Raw genomic sequence first — 18957 nt, 5'->3', positions numbered from 1 at the left:
TTCCTCGCTCTATGTCATTGCCCCCTCAGAGGGCAGCCTATGCCCAGGTGCGCCTCGGCAACAACTAGTTCGGCGCCGGACGGGTCCCGTCGACGACCACGCCCCGCGCGGTCAGGTGCGCGATCAGGGGAACCGCGCCGGCGGCGAGGTGCTGTGACATCGCCGCGCGCGCGAGCTCCTCGTCGTGCTTCTTGAGCGCGGACAGGATCCGCCGATGATCCTTCATCGACTGTTCCGGCCAGCCCTCGATGGCGGGAAACACCGATTCCGGTGCGTAACGGGTGATCTGCGACATGAGCTGCGCGAGTTTGGGCGAGTCCGCGGCGACGTTGACGGCCCGGTGGAACTCGTGATTGAGCCGGACGGTCCGCTCGTTGTCGGCGCCGGCATAGGCTTCCTCGAGTTCGGCCTGGATCTGCTTGAGTTCGCGCAGCTGGTCGTCCGTCATGTTGACCGCGGCGCGCGCGGCCAATTCCCCACCGACGTAACCCTGCACGTTCGCGACGTCGGCGACGTCGCGTCCCGTGACCGGCAACACCACGAACCCGCGGTGCGGCTGCTGGGCGATCAGGCCCTCGGCCCGCAGCGCGAACAGCGCCTCACGCACGGGCGTGACGCTGATTCCCAGTTCCGCGGCCAGTTGATCCAGCCGGACGTAGGACCCCGCGGCGTAGACGCCGTCGAATATCCTCGTACGGATCAGGCGCGCGACGTCGTCGGAAAGTTGGGTTCGCGCGGCGAAATCCGGAACGGTCATCGCGTCACACCTGATACTCGGCGAGCAGTCGCTTGCTGATGATCGACTTCTGGATTTCGCTGGTCCCCTCGCCGATCAGCAGGAAGGGGGCGTCGCGCATCAGCCGCTCGATCTCGTACTCCTTGGAGTAGCCATAGCCGCCGTGGATCCGGAAGCTCTGCTGCGTGACCTCCGAACAGTATTCGCTGGCAAGGTATTTGGCCATGCCGGCGGCGACGTCATTGCGCTCACCGGAATCCTTCAACCGCGCCGCATTGACCATCATCAGATGCGCCGCTTCCACTTTGGTCGCCATCTCGGCCAACTGGAACGCGATGGCCTGGTGCTCGGCGATCGGCTTGCCGAAGGTGTGCCGCTGCTGGGCGTACCGCACGGCGAGCTCAAAGGCGCGGATGCCGATGCCGCACGCCCGCGCCGAGACGTTGACCCGGCCGACTTCGATGCCGTCCATCATCTGGAAGAAGCCCTGACCGGGCGTGCCGCCGAGGACGTCGTCGGCGCCGGCCTGGTAGCCGTCGAAGATGAGCTCGGTGGTGTCGATGCCCTTGTAGCCCAGCTTGTCGATCTTGCCGGGGATCACCAGGCCGGGCACGACTTCACCGAAGCCCGTTGGTTTTTCGACAAGAAAGGCGGTCAGGTTGCGGTGCGGCTTGTCGGCGCCCTCGTCGGTGCGCACCAGCACGGCGACCAGCGTCGAACTGCCGCCGTTGGTCAGCCACATCTTCTGCCCGTTGATGGTGTAGTTCCCGTCCGGGTTGCGCGCCGCCCGGGTCCGGATCGCGGCGACGTCGGAGCCCAGCTCCGGCTCGGACATGGAGAACGCGCCCCGGGACTCGCCGGTCGCCATCCGCGGCAGGAACCGCTGCTTCTGCGCGTCGGTACCGTGCTGGCGCAGCATGTACGCCACGATGAAGTGAGTGTTGAGCACCCCGGAAACGCTCATCCAGCCGCGCGCCAGCTCCTCGACACACAGCGCATAGGTCAACAGCGACTCCCCCAGCCCGCCGTACTCCTGCGGGATCATCAGCCCGAACAGCCCCATCTCGCGCATCTGGTCGACGATGTGCTGTGGGTAGATGTCGCCGCGTTCGAGTTCCGGCGCGTTGGGGATGACTTCCTTGTCGACGAATTGCCGCACCGTGGCGATGATTTCGGTCTGGAACTCGGTCAGGCCGAGGGTTTGGGCGAGCTTGGTCACGGGCGGTCCCTTCAGGCGATCGTTTTCGCGTCGGTCAAACGCGCGATGTCGGCGGTCGAAAGCCCCAGGCACCCGGCGAGGACGTCGGCGGTGTCCTGTCCCAGCGCGGGCGCCGGCGCGCCGGCGGGATGGGCGCCGTCGAACGCGACCGGCAGGCCCGCGGCGAGGTAGTCCCCGACGCCAGGCTGGTGCAGCCGCGAAAACAGCGGATTGGCGGTCACTTTCGGCCCCGCCGCGACGTCGGCGAAGGTGCTGTAGCGCTCGAACAACACCGTGGTGCCCGCCAGCGCGGCGGTGATCTCGTCGGCCGAGTGGTCGGCGAACCAGGTGGCGAACAGCCCCGACAGCGCGTCGCGGTAGCGATAACGGTCGCCCTCCGACCCGAAGTCCACGCCCAGGGCGCCCTCGAGCGCCGACACCGCCGCACCGGTCCCGGTAACGTCGACGAGATCGCGAAAGTGCCTGCGCGTCAACGTGACCACCATGAACGCGGCCCCGTCGCGGCTGTCGAAGTCCTGGCCGTACTGGCCATAGATGGCATTGCCCAACCGCTGTCGTTGCGTCCCGTTGACCTGCGGCTCGGTCAGCAGCCCGAGATTTCCCGCCGTGGCCAGCGCCACGTCCTCCAGCGCCAGGCTGACGCGTGCCCCCTCGCCCGCCCGGTCCCGGCGGCGCACGGCGGCCACGACCGCGAGGGCCGCGTACAGGCCGCAGCACACGTCCCAGGCGGGCAGCACGTGGTTGATCGGGCCGGCGTGCCCGGCCGGACCGGTGACGAGCGGGTACCCGACACCGGCGTTGACGGTGTAGTCCACCGCGGTGGAACCGTCGCCGCGCCCCAGCAGCTGGACGTGGATGACGTCGGAACGCTTGGCGGCCAGCACCTGATGGCTCAGCCAGGACAGGCCGGCGGCGTTGGTGACGACGACGCCGTCGCCCTCGACGATGAGGCGCTGTACCAGCTCCTGGCCCTCGGCCGAGCGCAGATCGATGGTGGCCGAACGCTTTCCCTTGTTCAACCCGGTCCAGTAGATCGACGCGCCGCCCGCGGCCAGCGGCCAGCGCTGGACGTCGGAGGCCCCGCCGATCGGGTCGATGCGGATCACCTGAGCGCCAAGCTGACCCAGCGTCATGCCGCACAGCGGTGCGGCGACGAAGCTCGACACCTCGACGACGGTGAGGCCGCTCAACGGGCCGGTCATGCCGGGGCGACCCGCTCGAACACCGCGGCGAGCCCCTGTCCGCCGCCGATGCACATCGTCTCCAGCCCATAGCGGGCATCGCGGCGTTCGAGTTCGCGCGCCAGCGTGGCCAGCATCCTGCCGCCGGTGGCGCCGACGGGATGGCCCAGCGAGATCCCCGACCCGTGCACGTTGGTGCGGTCGTGGTCGGCGGCGCCGAAATTCCATTCCCGCATCACCGCAAGCGCCTGCGCGGCAAAGGCTTCGTTCAGCTCGATGACGTCGATGTCGGAGAGCCGCAGGCCCGCCTTGGCGAGGGCGACCTCGGTGGCCGGCACGGGCCCGATGCCCATGACGTTGGGCGCCACGCCCGCCGACCCCCAGGACACCAGGCGGACCAACGGCGTCAGCCCGCATTCGGCCGCCTTCTCGGGCGTGGTCACCACGCACATCGACGCGGCGTCGTTCTGACCGCTGGCGTTGCCGGCGGTGACCGTCGCCTCCGGATCCTCGCCCAGCAGAACGGGTTTGAGCTTGGCCAGCGACTCCACCGAGGTGTCGGCGCGCGGGTGCTCGTCGGTGTCGATCAGCTCCTCGCCCTGGCGCGTGCTTACCGAGACCGGGATGATCTCCTCGGCCATCAGGCCGTCCTTCTGCGCGGCCACCGCGCGCTGGTGCGAGCGCACCGCCAGCTCGTCCTGCTCGAGGCGCGAAATGCCGTACTGGCGGCGCAGATTCTCGGCTGTCTCCAGCACCCCGCCCGGCACCGGGTAGTGGCGGCCGCCGGCGGTCGTGCGCCCGCGTGCGAGCCCGTCGTGCACCCGGATTCCGCTACGCGCACCGCCCCAACGCATGTCGGTGGAGTAGAACGCGACGTTGCTCATGCTTTCGCAGCCACCGGCGATGACGAGGTCGTTGTCGCCGTTGCCGACCTGCAGGCACGCCTGGATCACGGCCTGCAGGCCCGACCCACAGCGCCGATCGACCTGCATCCCGGGAACCGTCACCGGCAGTCCGGAATCCAGCGCGACGACGCGCCCGATCGCGGGCGCCTCGCTGCTGGGGTAGCAGTGCCCGAGGATGACGTCCTCGACCGCCTCGGGCGAAATCCCGGTCCGCTCCAGCAGCCCCTTGAGGGCGGCCACCCCGAGGTCCACGGCGGTCAGCGACTTGAACATTCCGCCGTAGCGGCCGATCGGCGTGCGGACGGGCTCGCAGATCACGGTTTCGCGCATTGCCAGTTCTCCGCTCAGATGTGCCGGCCGCCGGTGACCTCCATGACGGTGCCCGTCATGTAGGACGACAGATCGGAGGCCAGAAACAGGGCGACGCTGGCGACTTCGCTGGGCTCACCGGCGCGACCCATCGGGATCTCGGCCACCTTCTCGTCCCAGATGCGTTGCGGCATGGCCTCCGTCATGGCCGAACGAATCAGGCCGGGGGCGATCGCGTTGACCCGGACACCCAGGTAGGCAAGCTCTTTGGCCGCTGCCTTGGTCATCCCGACGATCCCGGCCTTCGCCGCCGAATAGTTGGTCTGGCCGATCATTCCGACCTTGCCCGACACCGACGACATGTTCACGATGGCGCCACGCTTGTTTTCCCGCATGATCGCAGCCGCCAGCCGGATGCCGTTCCACGTTCCCTTCAGGTGTACGTCGATGACCTGATCGAACTGCTCCTCGGTCATCTTGCGCATCGTCGCGTCGCGGGTGATTCCGGCGTTGTTGACCATGATGTCGAGGCCGCCGAAACGTTCGACGGCGGTCTGGATCAAGGCTTCGACATCGGCCACCTTCGTGACGTCGCAGCGCACCGCCAACGCGACATCGCTGCCGCCCAGTTCTTTCGCCGCGACTTCGGTTGCCTCCAGGTTCAGGTCACCGAGCACCACCCGCGCGCCCTCGGCGACGAATCGCTGCGCGATGGCCAAGCCGAGTCCTTGTGCGCCTCCTGTGACGACCGCCGTCTGACCGTTGAGCAACGACACCTGAATCACGCCTCCCTTTGGGTTCGCTTCCATCGCGGGGTACCCGACGGCCAAATATCATATTTCATATAGGATCGCGTCCGGCGCCGGGTGGGTAACCCGAGCGATGAGTGCCACAGAGGAGCGTCCGCCATGACCACCGCCGAAGTCCAGGAAGTGCCCGACGACGACTTCCGGGACATCCTTGCCCAGACCCGCCACTTCGTACGGACCGCCGTCGTCCCCCGCGAGCAGGAGATCCTGACCGACGACCGGGTGCCCGACGATCTGCGCGACCAGGCCAAGAAGATGGGCCTGTTCGGCTACGCGATCCCGCAGCGCTGGGGCGGCCTGGGCCTGAACCTGGTCCAAGACGTCGAGCTGGCAATGGAATTGGGCTACACCTCGCTGGCGGTGCGGTCGATGTTCGGCACCAACAACGGCATCGCCGGACAGGTCCTGGTCGGCTTCGGCACCGACGGGCAAAAGCGCCGCTGGCTGGAGTCGATGGCCTCCGGCGAGGTCGTCGCCTCGTTCGCGCTGACCGAACCCGGCGCCGGATCCAACCCGGCCGGCCTGCGGACCAAGGCCGTCCGCGACGGCGATCAGTGGGTGATCTCCGGGGAGAAGCGCTTCATCACCAACGCGCCGGTCGCCAACCTGTTCGTGGTGTTCGCGCGCACGCGCCCGGCCGACGACCAGGGCCCGGGGATCGCCGTGTTCCTGGTGCCGGCGGACGCAGCGGGCGTTCAGGTCGGCGCCAAGGACACAAAGATGGGCCAGGAGGGCGCGTGGACCGCCGACGTCGCCTTCAACGACGTCCGCGTCGGCAGCGACGCGCTGATCGGCGGCAGCGAGGACATCGGCTACCGGGCGGCGATGACCTCCCTGGCGCGTGGCCGGGTGCACATCGCCGCCCTCGCGGTCGCCGCCGCCCAGCGCGCGCTCGACGAGTCGGTGGCGTACGCCGCCACCGCGACCCAGGGCGGCACGCCGATCGGCAGCTTTCAGTTGGTGCAGGCGATGATCGCCGACCAGCAGACCGGGGTGCTTGCGGGCCGCGCACTGGTCCGCGACGCCGCGCGGCTGTGGGTCACCAATTCCGACCGCCGGGTCGCGCCGTCGGCGGCCAAGCTGTTCTGCACCGAAATGGCCGGAAAGGTCGCCGATCTCGCGGTGCAGATCCACGGCGGCAGCGGCTACATGCACGGCGTCCCGGTCGAGCGCATCTACCGCGACGTGCGCCTGCTGCGGTTATATGAGGGGACCAGCGAGATCCAGCGCCTGATCATCGGGTCGAATCTCGTCAAGGCGGCGCAGCGATGAGCGGCAGGCTCGCGGGCCGGGTGGCCTTCATCACCGGGGCGGCACGCGGCCAGGGCCGCGCGCACGCCGTTCGGATGGCCCGGGAGGGCGCCGACGTCATCGCCGTCGACCTCGCGGGCAAGCTCCCGTCGTGTGTCCCCTACGATTCGGCCACGCCCGACGACCTCGCCGAGACCGTCCGCCTCGTCGAAGGGACCGGGCGTCGAATCTTGGCCACCGCGACCGATGTTCGTGACTTCGACGCACTCCGCCGGGTGGTCGACGACGGCGTCGCCGCCCTCGGCCGCCTGGACATCATCGTCGCCAACGCCGGCATCTCGGCTCCCCAGGCCTGGAACGACATCACACCAGAGACGTTCGGCGATGTCATGGAGATCAACGTCACCGGCCCCTGGAATACCGTGATGGCCGGCGCCCAAAGGATCATCGAGGGCGGCCGGGGCGGCTCGATCATCCTGATCAGTTCCGCGGCCGGCATGAAGCTGCAGCCGTTCATGGTGCACTACACCACCAGCAAGCATGCCGTCGCGGGGATGGCGCGCGCGTTCGCCGCCGAGTTGGGCAAACACTCGATCCGGGTCAACAGCGTGCATCCGGGGCCGGTGAACACCCCGATGGGTTCCGGCGACATGATCGCGGCGATGGCCAAGGCCATGGAAACCAACCCGCAGCTGACCAACATGCTCACGCCGTTCTTGCCCAACTGGGCCGCCGAGCCCGAAGAGGTCGCAGACGCCGTGTGCTGGCTGGCCAGCGACGAATCGCGCAATGTCACCGCCGCGCAGATCCCGGTGGACCAGGGCTCGACGCAGTACTGACCGGGAATAGCCCTGGCGGTCCGGCGTTCGTAGTGCGCATGAGGAGTTTCAGCGAAGCCGAACGTCAGGAGTTTCTCGCCGCCACGCACGTCGCCGTGCTGTCCGTCGCCGCCGACGGCCGGCCGCCGGCCAGCGTCCCGATCTGGTACGACTACACGCCCGGCGGCAACATCCGGATCATGACCGGGACGTCGAGTCGTAAGGCTCGGCTCATCCAGCGGGCCGGTGCGGTGACGCTGGTGGTCCAGCGCGAGGAGCCGCCGTATCAGTACGTGGTGGTGGAGGGCAGCGTCGTCGACACCACCACCCCCGCCCCGGCGGACCTGCAGGAAGCCATCGCAATTCGCTACCTGGGCGAGGAAGGTGGGCGCGCGTTCGTCCGCAGCATGGAGGGCGTCGAGGAAGTGCTGTTCACCATCCGGCCGGACAAGTGGTTGTCCGCCGATTTCACCGGCGACCTCTAGGCGATCAGCTCCAGCGTCCCCAGTTCGCGGATGGCCCGGCAGCCGCGGCTGAGCATGGCCAGCACCATGTCGTCGCCGCGCTCGGTGGCGGCCGCGAAGGCGAACCCGAGCGCAGAGATCAGCGGCGCCTGCAACACCCCGAGCCGGTAGTCGCGCCAGCAGGTGTCCCGGTCGTAGTCGCTGAGCCCCGAGCGCGACAGCTCCCGGTGATAGGCGGTGACGAGGTCTTCCTCGATGGTCGCCCGCAGCTCCGGATTCAGGCTGGTGGCGGTGAAGTAGGCGAGATCGCGGGCCGGCAGGCCCACCCCGAGCGTCTGCCAGTCGACCACGCTGACCCGTGTCCGGTCCGGGTCGAACAGCATGTTGTCCAGCCGATAGTCACCGTGCAGCAGCGCGAAGCGGTCGTACTCGGCCAGCAGCCACGGCGCCACCAAACCCATTGCCGCACCGAAGGTGTGGCGGTCCTCCGGGGTCATTCGATCGCCCAGCTTCTCGAGGGTGATGTCGGCGCTCATCTTCGCCACCTCGCCCATGCCGCCGGCCCCGGCTTCGTCCGGCCGCGCGAACGCGATGCCCGGGAAGTCCAGCCAGACCGGATCACACCAGCTGGGCGCGTGCAGGCCCGCAAGGGCGGTCACCGCAAGGTGCGCTTCGGCTTCGCCGCAGCCGGCGAGCTGGTCGCCCTGCACCGCCGGCGCCTGATCGGCGAGCAACAGGGCGAAATCCATTGCGTCCTCGCTGATCTCGCAGTAGAAGCACTCCGGCGTCGGCACCCCCACCCGATCGGCCACCGATGAATAGAATGCGCATTCGCTGCGGTATCCGACGACGACGCGGTCGCGCACGGTGTCATCCTGGGCCGGCAGCTTGATCACAAAGGTCTGCGGCAGGCCACCCGGGTCCGTCGCATACCTGGCCGCCACGCGGTAGGTCGCGCCGGTCTGGCCGGTGCCGATGGCAGCCACGTCGACGTCGGAGACCTCGACGGGTGCGCCGCGCCCGGACAGCGCCGCCGACAGCCATTCGGGTGTCACGTCGCCGGGGTACCGCGGAATCGACACCACAGCACTCATCTGCACGCCTCCAGCACTCCCGACGGTCGACCGACTGCCTAACTGTAAGGCATACGGCAAGCGTCGCGGCCGAGGCTCCGCGGCGCCGAGATGGCGCTGCCTGCCTAACCGCGTCGGGTGCCCATCGCGCGCGCAGTGCGCCAGTACGCCTGAGCGTGCATCGCGGCCCTGGGAAATCCGAACTCGTCGCGCAGCCGCCGCCGGACATGCTTGAGGGTCGTGGCCTCCGGCGTCGCCCACGCGTACCACCCCGACCAGTCCCGGCTTTCAATCGCCGCGGCCAGCGACGTCTCGTCGCCGCGCGCCACCCAATGCAGCCGCAGGTTGGGGTGCTGCGCGAGCGGAATCAGCGTGTCGTGGTCGTCGTGCTGCTCGAGGTACATCTCGATCGGGACGTCGTCGGGGACCGTTGCGATGATCCCGTTCATGCCCGGGATGGACGCGGAGTCGCCGATCAGCAGGTAACCGGCCGGCTGCTGCTCGGGGATGTCGAAACGCGCCGACCCCATCATCGACATGACCGCGATCGTCGTGCCGGGTTTCACGGTGCGTGCCCACAGTGACGCCGGACCGGCGGGCTCGTGCAGCACGACGTCGACCGCGAAGCGCCCGGCGTCAGCGTCTGCCTCGCAGATGGTGTAGGCCCGCTGGAACTCGGTGTTGGACCCCTCGGGGTCGGGGAACCAGAACCGCAGCCACGCCGCGGGGGTGGCCCGCGCGTCTTCGAACAGCGTCGGCGAGCCCAATCGGACCCGCACGAAATGTGGTGCCAGGCGGACGGTTTCGATCACGGTCGCGGTGTGGTCCCGGGCGCCCAGGCCGCGCAGTATCACCCCCTGCAAACCGCGGGCCATCAGCAGTCCTGCCCGGCCGATGGCGTCCGGCGCCCTTCGCTTCGGTAGCTCACCCCCACAAACTAAGGGTTGCCTTACCAAAGGTCAACTCGGCTGGGGGCTACGCCGCCCGCCCGGACCCCCGCAACTCCCGCATGGCCGTGCGCAGGCCGCGCCGTTTGCCCGTGGCCGGATCGGTGAAGCTTTCCCGTAGTCCCTCGCGCACGCGGAACCTCAGCTCCGAGCGCGTTTCGCGGGCGTCGTCGGGCGTGGCCTGCAGAAGCTTGTCGGGCAGCGCGAGTTTGAGAATCGTCCAGAACGTCTGCAGGTATTGGCGGCCAAGGGATCCCGTGGTGTAGGGCAGGTCGTACTTGTCGCACAGCTCGCGCACCCGCACCGCGATCTCCGCGTAGCGATTGCTGGGCAGGTCCGGGAACAGGTGGTGCTCGATCTGGTAGCAGAGGTTGCCGCTGACGAAGGCCATCAGCGGGCCGGCGTTGAAGTTCGCCGAACCGAGCATCTGCCGCAGGTACCACTCCCCATGGGTCTCGTTCTCGAACTCCTCGACGGTGAATTTCTCCGCGCCGTCGGGGAAGTGTCCGCAGAAGATCACCATGTAGGCCCAGATGTTGCGGATCAGGTTGGCGGTCATGTTGGCCTTGATGGTGCGCTTCCAGTTGCGCCCGCTCAGCGCGGGGAAGATCAGGTAATCCTTCCCCTCCTGCCGGACGACCTTTTTCATGATCACCCGCAGGTCCTTGGCCGCCTCGGCGTAACTCTTCTGCTTCTTCCGCAGCTTCGCGGTCTCGATGTGGTGCAACGCGACGCCGTACTGGAAGAACGTGCCCAGCAGCATGTTGTAGATCGGGTTGCCGAGCATCCAGGGCTCCCACGGCTCGTCGCGGGTCACGCGCATGATGCCGTAGCCCACGTCGGCGTCGAGGCCGACGACGTTCGTGTACTTGTGGTGGACGAAGTTATGGGAATGCTTCCACTGCACGCTCGGGCAGGTGGTGTCCCACTCCCATTCCGTGGAGTGGATCTCCGGGTCGTTCATCCAGTCCCACTGGCCGTGAATGATGTTGTGGCCCAATTCCATGTTCTCGATGATTTTCGCCATGGCGAGCATGGCGGTGCCGGAGAGCCAAGCAAGCTTGTTGTGGCTGGCGAACAACGCGATTCGACCGCCGGCGGCCAGCGCGCGCTGGAGCTGAATCGACCGGCGGATGTAGCGGGCGTCGCGCTCACCGCGGGACTCTTCGATGTCGGCGCGGATCGCGTCCAGTTCCTGCGCGAGCTGCTCGACGTCCTCGGTGGTCAGGTGCGCGTATTCCTTGATGTCGGTGATTGCCATCGGTTCTCCCCTAGATCTTGATGGTGCAGTCTCCGGATGCCGTGGAGATGCAGGTTTGGATGCGGTCGCCCGCGCCGTGTTCGGTCCCCGACCGGAAGTCGCGCACGTGACCCGCCTCGAGCGGCAGCACGCACGTCTGGCAGATTCCCATCCGGCAGCCGAAGGGCATCTGGATCCCCACCTGTTCGCCGGCCTCCATAATCGATGTGGCACCGTCGATTTCGACGGTCTTATCGGATATGGCGAAGGTGACCGTGCCGCCTTCCCCGCCCTTGTCCGTGGCGGCGATGGTGAAGCGCTCCATGTGCAGCTGATCGCTGCAGTCAGCGCCTTTCCACGCCTCTTCGGCGGCGTCCAGCAGGGAGTTCGGGCCGCACACCCAGGCCGGGCGTTCCCGCCAATCGGGCACGATGTCGGCGAGGTGGTCGAGTTCGAGGTGGCCCTGAGTTTTGGTGAGCTGCAAGCGAAGTCGATATCCCGGCTGTGCTTTCTCCAGCTCGCGCAGCTCGTCGTGGAAGATCACGTCGTCGGCGCTGGGCGCCGAGTGGATGTGCACGATGTCCGCCTGCTGCCCGCGCGACTTGAGGGTGCGCAGCATGGCCATCACCGGGGTGATGCCGCTGCCGGCGGTGATGAACAGGATCTTGGCCGGCGCCGGGTCGGGCAGCGCGAAGTCGCCCTTGGGTGAGGCCAGGCGCACGATGGTGCCCGGTTTGACGCCCTTGACCAGGTGGGTCGACAAAAAGCCCTCGGGGGTGGCCTTGACGGTGATGGTGATGTTTTTGTTGTCGCGGCGCGGGACCGACGTCAGCGAATAGGAGCGCCAGTGCCACCGACCGTCGATCCGCAGGCCGATCCCGACGTATTGGCCCGGCTTGTACCTGCCCGAAAAGCCCCATCCGGGCTTGATCGTGACGGTCGCCGAGTCGGCGGTTTCGGGGCGCACGTCGACGATCAGGCCGCGCAACTCCCGCGCCGACCACAGCGGGTTGAGCAGCTTGAGGTAGTCGTCGGGCAGCAGCGGGGTGGTCGCCCGGGCGGCCAGACCGCGCGGCACATTGACCCAGGACCTTGCGGTCTGCACGCCCTTCGCGGGCGCAGTGCTCCATCGGGTGAGGCTGCGAAGCGGAGAAACCATAGTCGTCCCACCGGTTTGATCGAAACTTCCGTGAGCGGTCGGCTCACGCTTCCCCATCGGCTTCCCAGCCGTGGCGTTCGATAAACACGTGTTCTCTCAGTGGATGCCGACGGGGCGCCACAACGCGCGCTGCCTGGGTGTTAACGTGCGCGCCAAGCCCGTTGCCCGACAGCCGAATACGCCGGTTCCGTATACCGAACGGTCGGATTGCTAGCCATTTTCGCCCAGAGTCAGGTCGGCTTCGGATTCTTTGCGCTTGGCTTCGGCCAGCTCGCGGTCGTCGGCGGCCGCTTGGCGGTGGCGGATCGCGGACCCGCGGTGCGTGTCGGCGTCCAAAACTCCCTGCGCGACGGTCTCGTCTTGCACCTGAGCGAGCCGTTGGTGGCACTGCGCCGACGCCGCGATGCTCTGGGCGGCCGACAGTCCCGCGTGCGCGGCGCGTTCCCGCGCCTGTGCGGCCCCGCGTTCCGCGAGGTTTACATCTTCTGCGGTGAAGGCTTCGTCGCTCGATGTTGGCTTGCCGTCTCCGGTGTCCATGGCGCCTCCCGTTGTCCTGTCGAGTTCATGTACCCGCCGTGAAGCGTCTGACGCGCCTTTGCCGCGTTTAGCCAGCCGACACCGGGGTATGCGGAGGTTCATTGAACACATGTCAACTAGACATCACCGGAGGTGCGGGAATCTTGACCGTCGAAGTCTGCCCCGCGTGTGGCTACCCCACTCTTGGCCCCGAGCTGTGCGCCTTCTGCCGCTCCGTCGAAATGCTGTCCGACGACAAAACTTTCGAGCCGAATGCTTGGGATCGATCCGGTCACCTACGCGTGCTGGAGAAGACCGTCACGAGCGCGCCGACCGCCATCTGACGACGTGAGAAGTGGGGAGCGAACCCGCGCGAACTGGCCTGGAGGTTCCGTCGAATGACTAACGGACCCGTCAGGGTTGTTCCGCCGGTGCGGGCGGCGGTGGGCACGGCTTGCCGCCGCGTACTCCAATGATCCTCAATCCCGTGCTCGTGGTCACCGGCCCGACCGTCACGCCGCAGGGCCAGTTGGCCTGGAGACCGGGATCATTCGGGTCCGGATCCACATAGTCGGCTTGCGCGACCCCGGCGCTGAACGCCAAGGCGATTAGCGCCAGCCCCGCGGCGATGATTGGTGGTTTCCGCATTTCTTCACCTCTACCTGTGGGGAAGGGTGCCCTCGGCAGCCGCCATCATGACCGCCCAGAACCGAGTGAGCGCGCGGCGAGCCCGTGCCCGCTGCGCCCTAAAGCTCTTTACCCCCGTCGCCCCGCGAGTGAAACGGACCAGACCGGCTCAGCTCGCGCCTAAACGGCAACCGGTTGTCCCCGTATGCATCTGGGTGGTGGATTCCCGTGGATGCTTCCTGAGTGGCGCCGGGAGCGAGCGCCTTCAGGCTCACCACATCGGTGCGGGCGGAGGGATTCGAACCCTCACGCTCTTTCGAGCAATGGCACCTAAAACCATCGCGTCTGCCATTTCGCCACGCCCGCAGCGTGCCGATCGTACCGCTCGGCTTCGATGAGTTCGTCGGTCCCAAATCGTGAGCGGTACCTTCAAGGGGTGCCGACTACCCGCCGCCGCAGGCCCGCGCTGATCGCCTTGGTGATCGTGGCGGCGTGCGGCTGCCTGGCCCTGGGCTGGTGGCAGTGGACCAGATTCCAATCCGTCTCGGGAACGTTCCAGAACCTGGGCTATGCGCTGCAGTGGCCGCTGTTCGCGTGGTTCTGCGTGTACGCGTACCGCAAGTTCGTGCGCTACGAAGATGCGCCGCCAGCACCGCGCACGGGCGGCGAGATGACCGAGATACCCGCCGGCCTGCTGCCCGAGCGGCCCAAGGCGGCGCCACAGACAATCGACGATCCCGCGCTGCGGGAGTACAACGCCTACCTGGCCGAGCTCGCCAAAGAAGATGCCGAGAAGCAGAACAGGACCACCGCATGACCACACCGGAGACACCCGGGGCGCCCGCGCCCGCTTTCCCCGTCGAAAAGATCCGCACCGCACTGCTCGGCTACCGGGTCATGGCGTGGACGACGGGCCTGTGGCTGATCGCGCTGTGCTACGAGATCGTCTCGCACGTCGTTTTCCACCACGAGATCCGGTGGATCGAGGTGGTGCACGGCTGGGTGTATTTCGTCTACGTGCTGGCGGCGTTCAACCTCGCGATCAAGGTTCGCTGGCCGATCGGCAAGACCATCGGGGTGCTGCTGTCGGGCACCATCCCACTGCTGGGCATCATCGTCGAGCACTTCCAGACGAAGGACGTCAAGACGCGCTTCGGCCTGTAGGACGGTTCAATCACATCCGCTACGGTGTCGCCAGCTCCCGCAGAGCCGGCACCAACAGCGCCAGCGCACGGCCGCGATGCGAGACCGCGTCCTTCTCCGCAGGGCTCAACTGCGCCGCGGTGCGGTCATCCCCGTCAGGAATGAACACCGGGTCGTAGCCGAACCCGCCGTCGCCGCGCGCCTCCCGCGCGATGGCGCCGGGCCACTCGCCGCGGACGACGACCTCGCCGGACGGCGACACCAGCGCGCAGGCCGACACGAACGCCGCGCCGCGCCGCTCGTCGGGAACGTCACGCAACTGCGCCAGCAGCAGCGCGGTGTTGGCGCCGTCGTCGCCGTGGTGGCCGCACCAGCGCGCCGACAGCACGCCGGGCATCCCGTTCAACGCGGCCACCTCCAAACCGGAGTCGTCGGCCACGCAGGCCAGACCCGTCGCGGCGAACCCGTCCCGCGCCTTGGCCAGCGCGTTGTCCTCGAACGTCGCGCCGGTTTCGGGGGATTCGTCGAACGGCGCGACGTCGTTCAGCGAGACCAGCGTCAACCCCGACAGGCCGGCGCCGTCGAGCACGCGGCGCAGCTCGGCCAGCTTCTTGGGGTTGCGGCTGGCAACCAGCAGCCGGGTCATCATCTGTTCCTAAACATGCGTCTGGGCCGTTGCCGATGCACCCCGGCCACCTTACGGACTGCGGGCACGAAGGGTCGGCGACGCGAGCTGCATTCTGCAGTGCCCGGCGCACGGCGTACAACGGGACGCTCCCAGGAATAGACAGGTCGATCGAGTGGCTGCGTCCAGCGTGAGTCAAAAACCCGATACCGAGACGCTCAAGGCGCTCAATCACAACATCACCGACGAGTTTCGCGCCAACGCCGGCAAGGTCGGCGGCCGATTCGAAGGCAACGAGCTGTTGCTACTGACTACGAAGGGCGCGAAGTCCGGCGAGCCGCGTGTCGCGCCGCTCGTGGTCTTCCGTATCGACGGCAAGCTGCTGATCGTCGCCGGTTACGGTGGCGCCGACATCAATCCGGCGTGGGTGCACAACCTGCGGGCCAACCCGCGGGCGCGTGTTGAAGTCGCCACCGCCTCATTCGACGTCGTCGCGCACGAGCTCGACGCGTCCGAACGTGAGACGATCATCCCCAAGATCAACGCGGCCGTACCCGCGTTCGCGTTCGAGAAGTACCAGTCAAAAACCAAGCGCACCATCCCGATATTCGAACTGCGGGAGGACGAGTCATGACTGACCGGAATGGGTCTCGTCTTGGCCGCGGTGTCGGCGGTGGTAGACCGCGCGGCAGTTAGACCAGGGTCGAGGCTGGCAGTCAGCTGCCAAACGCCTTCGACGGTGGCGGCCCTTCCGGCAGCACGCCCGGGTACGGCTGCTCGAGCGCCTCCCGCTGCGCGGCGAACAACTGGTCGCAGGCGGCCAACGCCACGTCGAGCAACTTGTCCAGCGTCGAGCGCGGGAACGTGGCGCCCTCGCCGGTGCCCTGGACCTCCACCAGCGTTCCGGTGTCGGTGGCGACGACGTTCATGTCGACCTCGGCGCGCGAGTCCTCGTCGTAGGGCAGGTCGACCCGGACCCGGCCGTCGACGACGCCGACGCTCACCGCCGCGATGGCGCACGACAGCGGCCGCGGATCCGACAGCTTGCCCGCCGCCGAAAGATAGGTGACGGCGTCGGCCAGCGCGACGTAGGCGCCGGTGATGGCCGCGGTGCGGGTCCCGCCGTCGGCCTGCAGCACGTCGCAGTCGACGGCAATCGTGTTCTCCCCCAACGCCCTCAGGTCGATGCACGCCCGCAACGACCGGCCGATCAGCCGGCTGATCTCCTGGGTGCGGCCGCTCAGCCGCCCCTTCACCGACTCGCGGTCGGAGCGGGAGTGGGTGGCCGACGGCAGCATCGCGTACTCGGCCGTCAGCCACCCAAGGCCCGATCCCTTGCGCCAGCGGGGCACCCCCTCGGTGACGCTGGCGGTGCACATGACCTTGGTGTGACCGAATTCGATCAGTACCGAACCCGCCGGGTGGTCGGTGAATCCGCGGGTGATGACCACGGGGCGAAGCTCGTCGTCGAGGCGGCCGTCTTCTCGTTTGGACACGCAGTAACCCTAGCCAACGCCGGGTGCTCAGACCCTTTCGGAGCGGCGGACGTCGAACGTCTCGCCGCACACCACCGCGTGCACCGGACCGTCGAACTCTGCCTTGGCCTCGCTGATCACGTCCTCGCGCGAAGTCCACGGCGGAATGTGGGTCAACAGCAGCTCGTGAACGCCGGCCTGCGCGGCGACCCGGCCCGCCTCGGTGCCGGACAGGTGCAGCGCGGGCGGGCGATCCGGCGCGTGCGTCCAGGAGGCCTCGCAGAGGAAAACGTCGGCGTCGCGGGCCAGCTCCGCGAGTTGATCGCAGGGTCCGGTGTCGCCGCTGTAGACAAACGACGCGCCGCTGGCATCGGTGATCCGCAAGCCGTACGACTCGGTGGGGTGCGCGACGATGCGCGGCACCACCGTGAGCGTGCCGAACGTCACGGGCTCACCGTCGACCCAGTGACGAACGTCGAAAATGTCGGAGCAATCGTCGATCTCGCCGCCGTAGGGCGACGACGCGGCGCCGAGTCGCGACCAGGTGTCGCTCGGGCCGTACAGCAACGCCTTGCCGAGCGGCTTGGACGGGTGATAGCGACGCCAGACGAACAGGCCCGGGACATCCAGGCAGTGATCGGCGTGCAGGTGCGACAGCAGCACGTGGACCGAACCGGGGTCGGCGTAGCGCTGCAATGCGCCCAACACACCGCCGCCGAAGTCGAGAACCAGCGGCGGGGTGTCCGGTGCCCTGAGCAGATAACCCGATGCCGGCGAATCCGGACCGACCACGCTGCCCGAGCAGCCGAGCACGGTTATTCGCACAGGCACTACTGTGCCATGCCCGGTCGCGCGATGGAGAAAACATCGCCGCTTTGATGTGACCAGAATCTCGCCGCGCTACCGGCCGTGCGAGTGGCGCACGGGCTGAACCCCGGTCACCGCGGGACCCAGGAATCGCGCCGCCAGTTTGGTGAACGCGTCGGGGTCGCCGGTCGCCTCGAACACGCGGGTGGCGGGCGGCGCGTCATGGGGACGCAGCAGGTCCTGTTCGGTGAGCACCCGCAGCACCTCCTTGGCGGTTTCCTCGGCGCTCGACACCAGCGCCACGTTGTCGCCCATCGCCAGTTGGATCAGCCCGGACAGCAGCGGGTAGTGCGTGCAGCCCAGCACCAGCGTGTCCACCTGCGCGCGCTGCAGCGGCTCCAGATAACCCTCGGCCAGCCCCAGCACCTGACGTCCGCTGGTCACCCCGCGCTCGACGAAGTCGACGAACCGCGGGCAGGCCACCGCGGTGATCTCCGTGTCGCGGGCGGCGGCGAAGGCGTCCTGGTAGGCGTGCGAGGCGATGGTGGCCCGCGTGCCGATGACGCCGATGCGTCCGTTGCGGGTGGTGGCGACCGCGCGGCGCACCGCCGGCAGAATCACCTCGACGACCGGAACGTCGTAGCGCTCACGGGCATCGCGCAGGCAGGCGGCCGACGCCGTGTTGCAGGCGATCACCAGCGCCTTGACGCCGCGCTCGACCAGGTCGTCACCGATGGCCAACGCGTGCGCGCGGACCTCGGAAATGGTCAGCGGACCGTACGGGCCGTTGGCGGTGTCGCCGACGTAGATCATGTCCTCGTCGGGCAGCTGATCGATGATCGCCCGCGCGACGGTCAGTCCCCCGACGCCGGAGTCGAAGACCCCGACGGGCGCCAACGGCGAACTCATGTCTTGGGGCGCCGGGCGCCGACCTTCTTCGAGGCGCGCGCCTTGCGCTCCGGGCCGGACAGGAGGTAGGCGGCCAGGACGCCCGCCAGCGCGCCGCACAGGTGGCCCTGCCAGGACACGCCGCCGCACTTGTCCAGCACCGGGACGGCGCTCACCAGGATGCCGCCGTAGGCGAACAAGACCACCAGGCCGGTGATGATGTCCCAGAACCTGCGCACGAAGATCCCGAACACGAGCAGGAACGTCAGCCAACCGAAGATGAGGCCGGAGGCCCCGATGTGGTCGGACTCGAAGCGGCAACCGCCCCAGTTCCCGATCAGCCAGGTGCCGAAGCCGCCGACGATCCACACGATCGCGGTGGCCCAGACGAACCGCGACATGCCGGCCAGGGTCATCAGGAAGCCCAGCACCAGGGCCGGGACGGTGTTGGCCAACAGGTGCGTCCAGCTCGCGTGCAGGAAGGGCGCCCAGATGATCCCCCACAGCCCGTCGGCTTCCAACGGCCTGATGCCGTTGCGGTCCAGCGAGTGGTTCATCAGCTGATCGATCAGCTCGACGAGGTACAGCAGCGCCACGAAGGTGAGGATGGTGGCGGCGCCGACCGCCCACGGCGGTCGCTTGTTTGATCGCTTCGCCGGCGTGCGCGGCTGCCCGACATGCCCGCTCATGCCCATAGCTGCCCTTCTCGCGCGGTCTCGGCACCGTCCAGGCTACCGGCGTAGGCGCCGGTAGACCGATACTTCC

21 protein-coding genes, 1 tRNA gene and 2 pseudogenes are annotated in these 18957 nt (G+C 68.0%); 7 read left to right on the top strand and 17 right to left on the bottom strand.

All coding sequences use genetic code 11. From position 1 onward, the window contains the following. Positions 1-64 precede the first annotated feature (64 nt). From A5696_RS07675 to fabG, 5 genes are read right to left on the bottom strand one after another with little or no spacing between them, the layout of a single operon-like run. The gene (locus A5696_RS07675) at positions 65-757 is read right to left on the bottom strand and encodes a GntR family transcriptional regulator (protein WP_067875881.1); all 693 of its coding nucleotides are present in this window, start codon (positions 755-757) and stop codon (positions 65-67) included. A gap of 4 nt (positions 758-761) precedes the next feature. Beyond that, entirely contained in the window at positions 762-1955 is a 1194-nt protein-coding gene (locus tag A5696_RS07670) for an acyl-CoA dehydrogenase family protein (RefSeq protein WP_067875878.1), read from the bottom strand. Positions 1956-1966: 11 nt separating this feature from the next. Then, positions 1967-3157 (bottom strand): CoA transferase, encoded by a 1191-nt coding sequence (locus tag A5696_RS07665; RefSeq protein ID WP_067875875.1) that lies wholly within the window; start codon positions 3155-3157, stop codon positions 1967-1969. Continuing rightward, the gene (locus A5696_RS07660; protein WP_067875872.1) at positions 3154-4371 is read right to left on the bottom strand and encodes an acetyl-CoA C-acetyltransferase; all 1218 of its coding nucleotides are present in this window, start codon (positions 4369-4371) and stop codon (positions 3154-3156) included. Before A5696_RS07660 ends, A5696_RS07665 begins: the two co-directional genes overlap by 4 nt. 14 nt (positions 4372-4385) lie before the next feature. Further along, positions 4386-5159, bottom strand: a complete 774-nt coding sequence (gene fabG / locus A5696_RS07655) for a 3-oxoacyl-ACP reductase FabG (protein ID WP_156738294.1) — start codon at positions 5157-5159, stop codon at positions 4386-4388. 99 nt (positions 5160-5258) lie between these two features. Between fabG and A5696_RS07650 the strand changes: the two genes are divergently transcribed. The 3 genes from A5696_RS07650 to A5696_RS07640 are packed head-to-tail and all read left to right on the top strand — an operon-like array spanning position 5259 to position 7713. Further along, positions 5259-6431 carry an acyl-CoA dehydrogenase family protein gene (locus A5696_RS07650; RefSeq protein ID WP_067875869.1) on the top strand — a complete coding sequence of 391 codons (1173 nt, stop codon included), beginning with the start codon at positions 5259-5261 and terminating at the stop codon, positions 6429-6431. Beyond that, complete coding sequence (locus A5696_RS07645; protein ID WP_067875866.1) at positions 6428-7249, top strand: mycofactocin-coupled SDR family oxidoreductase; 822 nt, start codon at positions 6428-6430, stop codon at positions 7247-7249. The genes A5696_RS07650 and A5696_RS07645 overlap by 4 nt, the downstream gene beginning before the upstream one ends. 38 nt (positions 7250-7287) lie before the next feature. Beyond that, positions 7288-7713, top strand: a complete 426-nt coding sequence (locus tag A5696_RS07640) for a pyridoxamine 5'-phosphate oxidase family protein (protein WP_067875863.1) — start codon at positions 7288-7290, stop codon at positions 7711-7713. Here A5696_RS07640 and A5696_RS07635 read toward each other — a convergent pair. The 5 genes and pseudogenes from A5696_RS07635 to A5696_RS07615 all read right to left on the bottom strand — a co-directional run bounded on the left by A5696_RS07635 (position 7710) and on the right by A5696_RS07615 (position 12648). Further along, the gene (locus tag A5696_RS07635) at positions 7710-8786 is read right to left on the bottom strand and encodes a phosphotransferase family protein (protein ID WP_067875860.1); all 1077 of its coding nucleotides are present in this window, start codon (positions 8784-8786) and stop codon (positions 7710-7712) included. The two genes, A5696_RS07640 and A5696_RS07635, sit on opposite strands and share 4 nt — an antisense overlap. Positions 8787-8896: 110 nt before the next feature. Continuing rightward, positions 8897-9640, bottom strand: a pseudogene (locus A5696_RS07630) (siderophore-interacting protein); the annotation flags it as partial. Positions 9641-9740: 100 nt separating this feature from the next. Beyond that, a complete protein-coding gene (locus A5696_RS07625; protein WP_067875857.1) occupies positions 9741-10973 on the bottom strand; it encodes a fatty acid desaturase in 1233 nt (410 codons plus the stop codon). A 10-nt stretch (positions 10974-10983) separates the two neighbouring features. Further along, positions 10984-12111, bottom strand: a complete 1128-nt coding sequence (locus A5696_RS07620) for a ferredoxin reductase (RefSeq protein ID WP_067875854.1) — start codon at positions 12109-12111, stop codon at positions 10984-10986. 210 nt (positions 12112-12321) lie between these two features. Further along, a complete protein-coding gene (locus A5696_RS07615; protein ID WP_067875850.1) occupies positions 12322-12648 on the bottom strand; it encodes a hypothetical protein in 327 nt (108 codons plus the stop codon). A 143-nt stretch (positions 12649-12791) separates the two neighbouring features. Between A5696_RS07615 and A5696_RS27610 the strand changes: the two genes are divergently transcribed. Beyond that, a complete protein-coding gene (locus A5696_RS27610) occupies positions 12792-12971 on the top strand; it encodes a hypothetical protein (RefSeq protein WP_156738293.1) in 180 nt (59 codons plus the stop codon). Between the two features lie 566 nt (positions 12972-13537). On the opposite strand, the gene A5696_RS07610 is transcribed toward A5696_RS27610, so the two are convergent. Beyond that, a tRNA-Leu gene (locus A5696_RS07610) sits at positions 13538-13620 on the bottom strand. 70 nt (positions 13621-13690) lie between these two features. Between A5696_RS07610 and A5696_RS07605 the strand changes: the two genes are divergently transcribed. Together A5696_RS07605 and A5696_RS07600 are read left to right on the top strand one after the other, a co-directional pair. Then, positions 13691-14071, top strand: a complete 381-nt coding sequence (locus A5696_RS07605; protein WP_067875846.1) for a hypothetical protein — start codon at positions 13691-13693, stop codon at positions 14069-14071. Then, complete coding sequence (locus tag A5696_RS07600) at positions 14068-14418, top strand: DUF3817 domain-containing protein (protein WP_067875843.1); 351 nt, start codon at positions 14068-14070, stop codon at positions 14416-14418. Before A5696_RS07605 ends, A5696_RS07600 begins: the two co-directional genes overlap by 4 nt. Before the next feature lie 19 nt (positions 14419-14437). Here the strand turns inward: A5696_RS07600 and rdgB are convergent, their stop codons facing one another. After that, the gene (rdgB, locus tag A5696_RS07595) at positions 14438-15046 is read right to left on the bottom strand and encodes an RdgB/HAM1 family non-canonical purine NTP pyrophosphatase (RefSeq protein WP_156738292.1); all 609 of its coding nucleotides are present in this window, start codon (positions 15044-15046) and stop codon (positions 14438-14440) included. Between the two features lie 166 nt (positions 15047-15212). Here rdgB and A5696_RS07590 point away from each other — a divergent pair, with 166 nt between their 5' ends. Continuing rightward, positions 15213-15656: a nitroreductase family deazaflavin-dependent oxidoreductase gene (locus A5696_RS07590; RefSeq protein ID WP_067875840.1), complete on the top strand. Its 444-nt coding sequence runs from the start codon at positions 15213-15215 to the stop codon at positions 15654-15656. Positions 15657-15738: 82 nt separating this feature from the next. On the opposite strand, the gene rph is transcribed toward A5696_RS07590, so the two are convergent. The 5 genes and pseudogenes from rph to A5696_RS28250 all read right to left on the bottom strand — a co-directional run. Continuing rightward, positions 15739-16518 carry a ribonuclease PH gene (gene rph / locus A5696_RS07585; RefSeq protein WP_067875837.1) on the bottom strand — a complete coding sequence of 260 codons (780 nt, stop codon included), beginning with the start codon at positions 16516-16518 and terminating at the stop codon, positions 15739-15741. Positions 16519-16545: 27 nt separating this feature from the next. Beyond that, entirely contained in the window at positions 16546-17328 is a 783-nt protein-coding gene (locus A5696_RS07580; protein WP_067875834.1) for a cyclic nucleotide-degrading phosphodiesterase, read from the bottom strand. A gap of 69 nt (positions 17329-17397) precedes the next feature. After that, positions 17398-18213 (bottom strand): glutamate racemase, encoded by an 816-nt coding sequence (gene murI, locus A5696_RS07575; RefSeq protein WP_067875831.1) that lies wholly within the window; start codon positions 18211-18213, stop codon positions 17398-17400. Beyond that, positions 18210-18887: a rhomboid family intramembrane serine protease gene (locus A5696_RS07570; protein WP_369803306.1), complete on the bottom strand. Its 678-nt coding sequence runs from the start codon at positions 18885-18887 to the stop codon at positions 18210-18212. The genes murI and A5696_RS07570 overlap by 4 nt, the downstream gene beginning before the upstream one ends. After that, positions 18878-18955: pseudogene (locus A5696_RS28250) on the bottom strand (hypothetical protein); the annotation flags it as partial. The gene A5696_RS07570 and the pseudogene A5696_RS28250, both read right to left, overlap by 10 nt. Positions 18956-18957 lie beyond the last annotated feature (2 nt).

Source organism: Mycobacterium sp. E2699, assembly GCF_001666745.1.
In the GTDB taxonomy this organism is placed as follows: domain Bacteria; phylum Actinomycetota; class Actinomycetes; order Mycobacteriales; family Mycobacteriaceae; genus Mycobacterium.
This window is presented reverse-complemented; position numbering and strand designations above follow the sequence as displayed.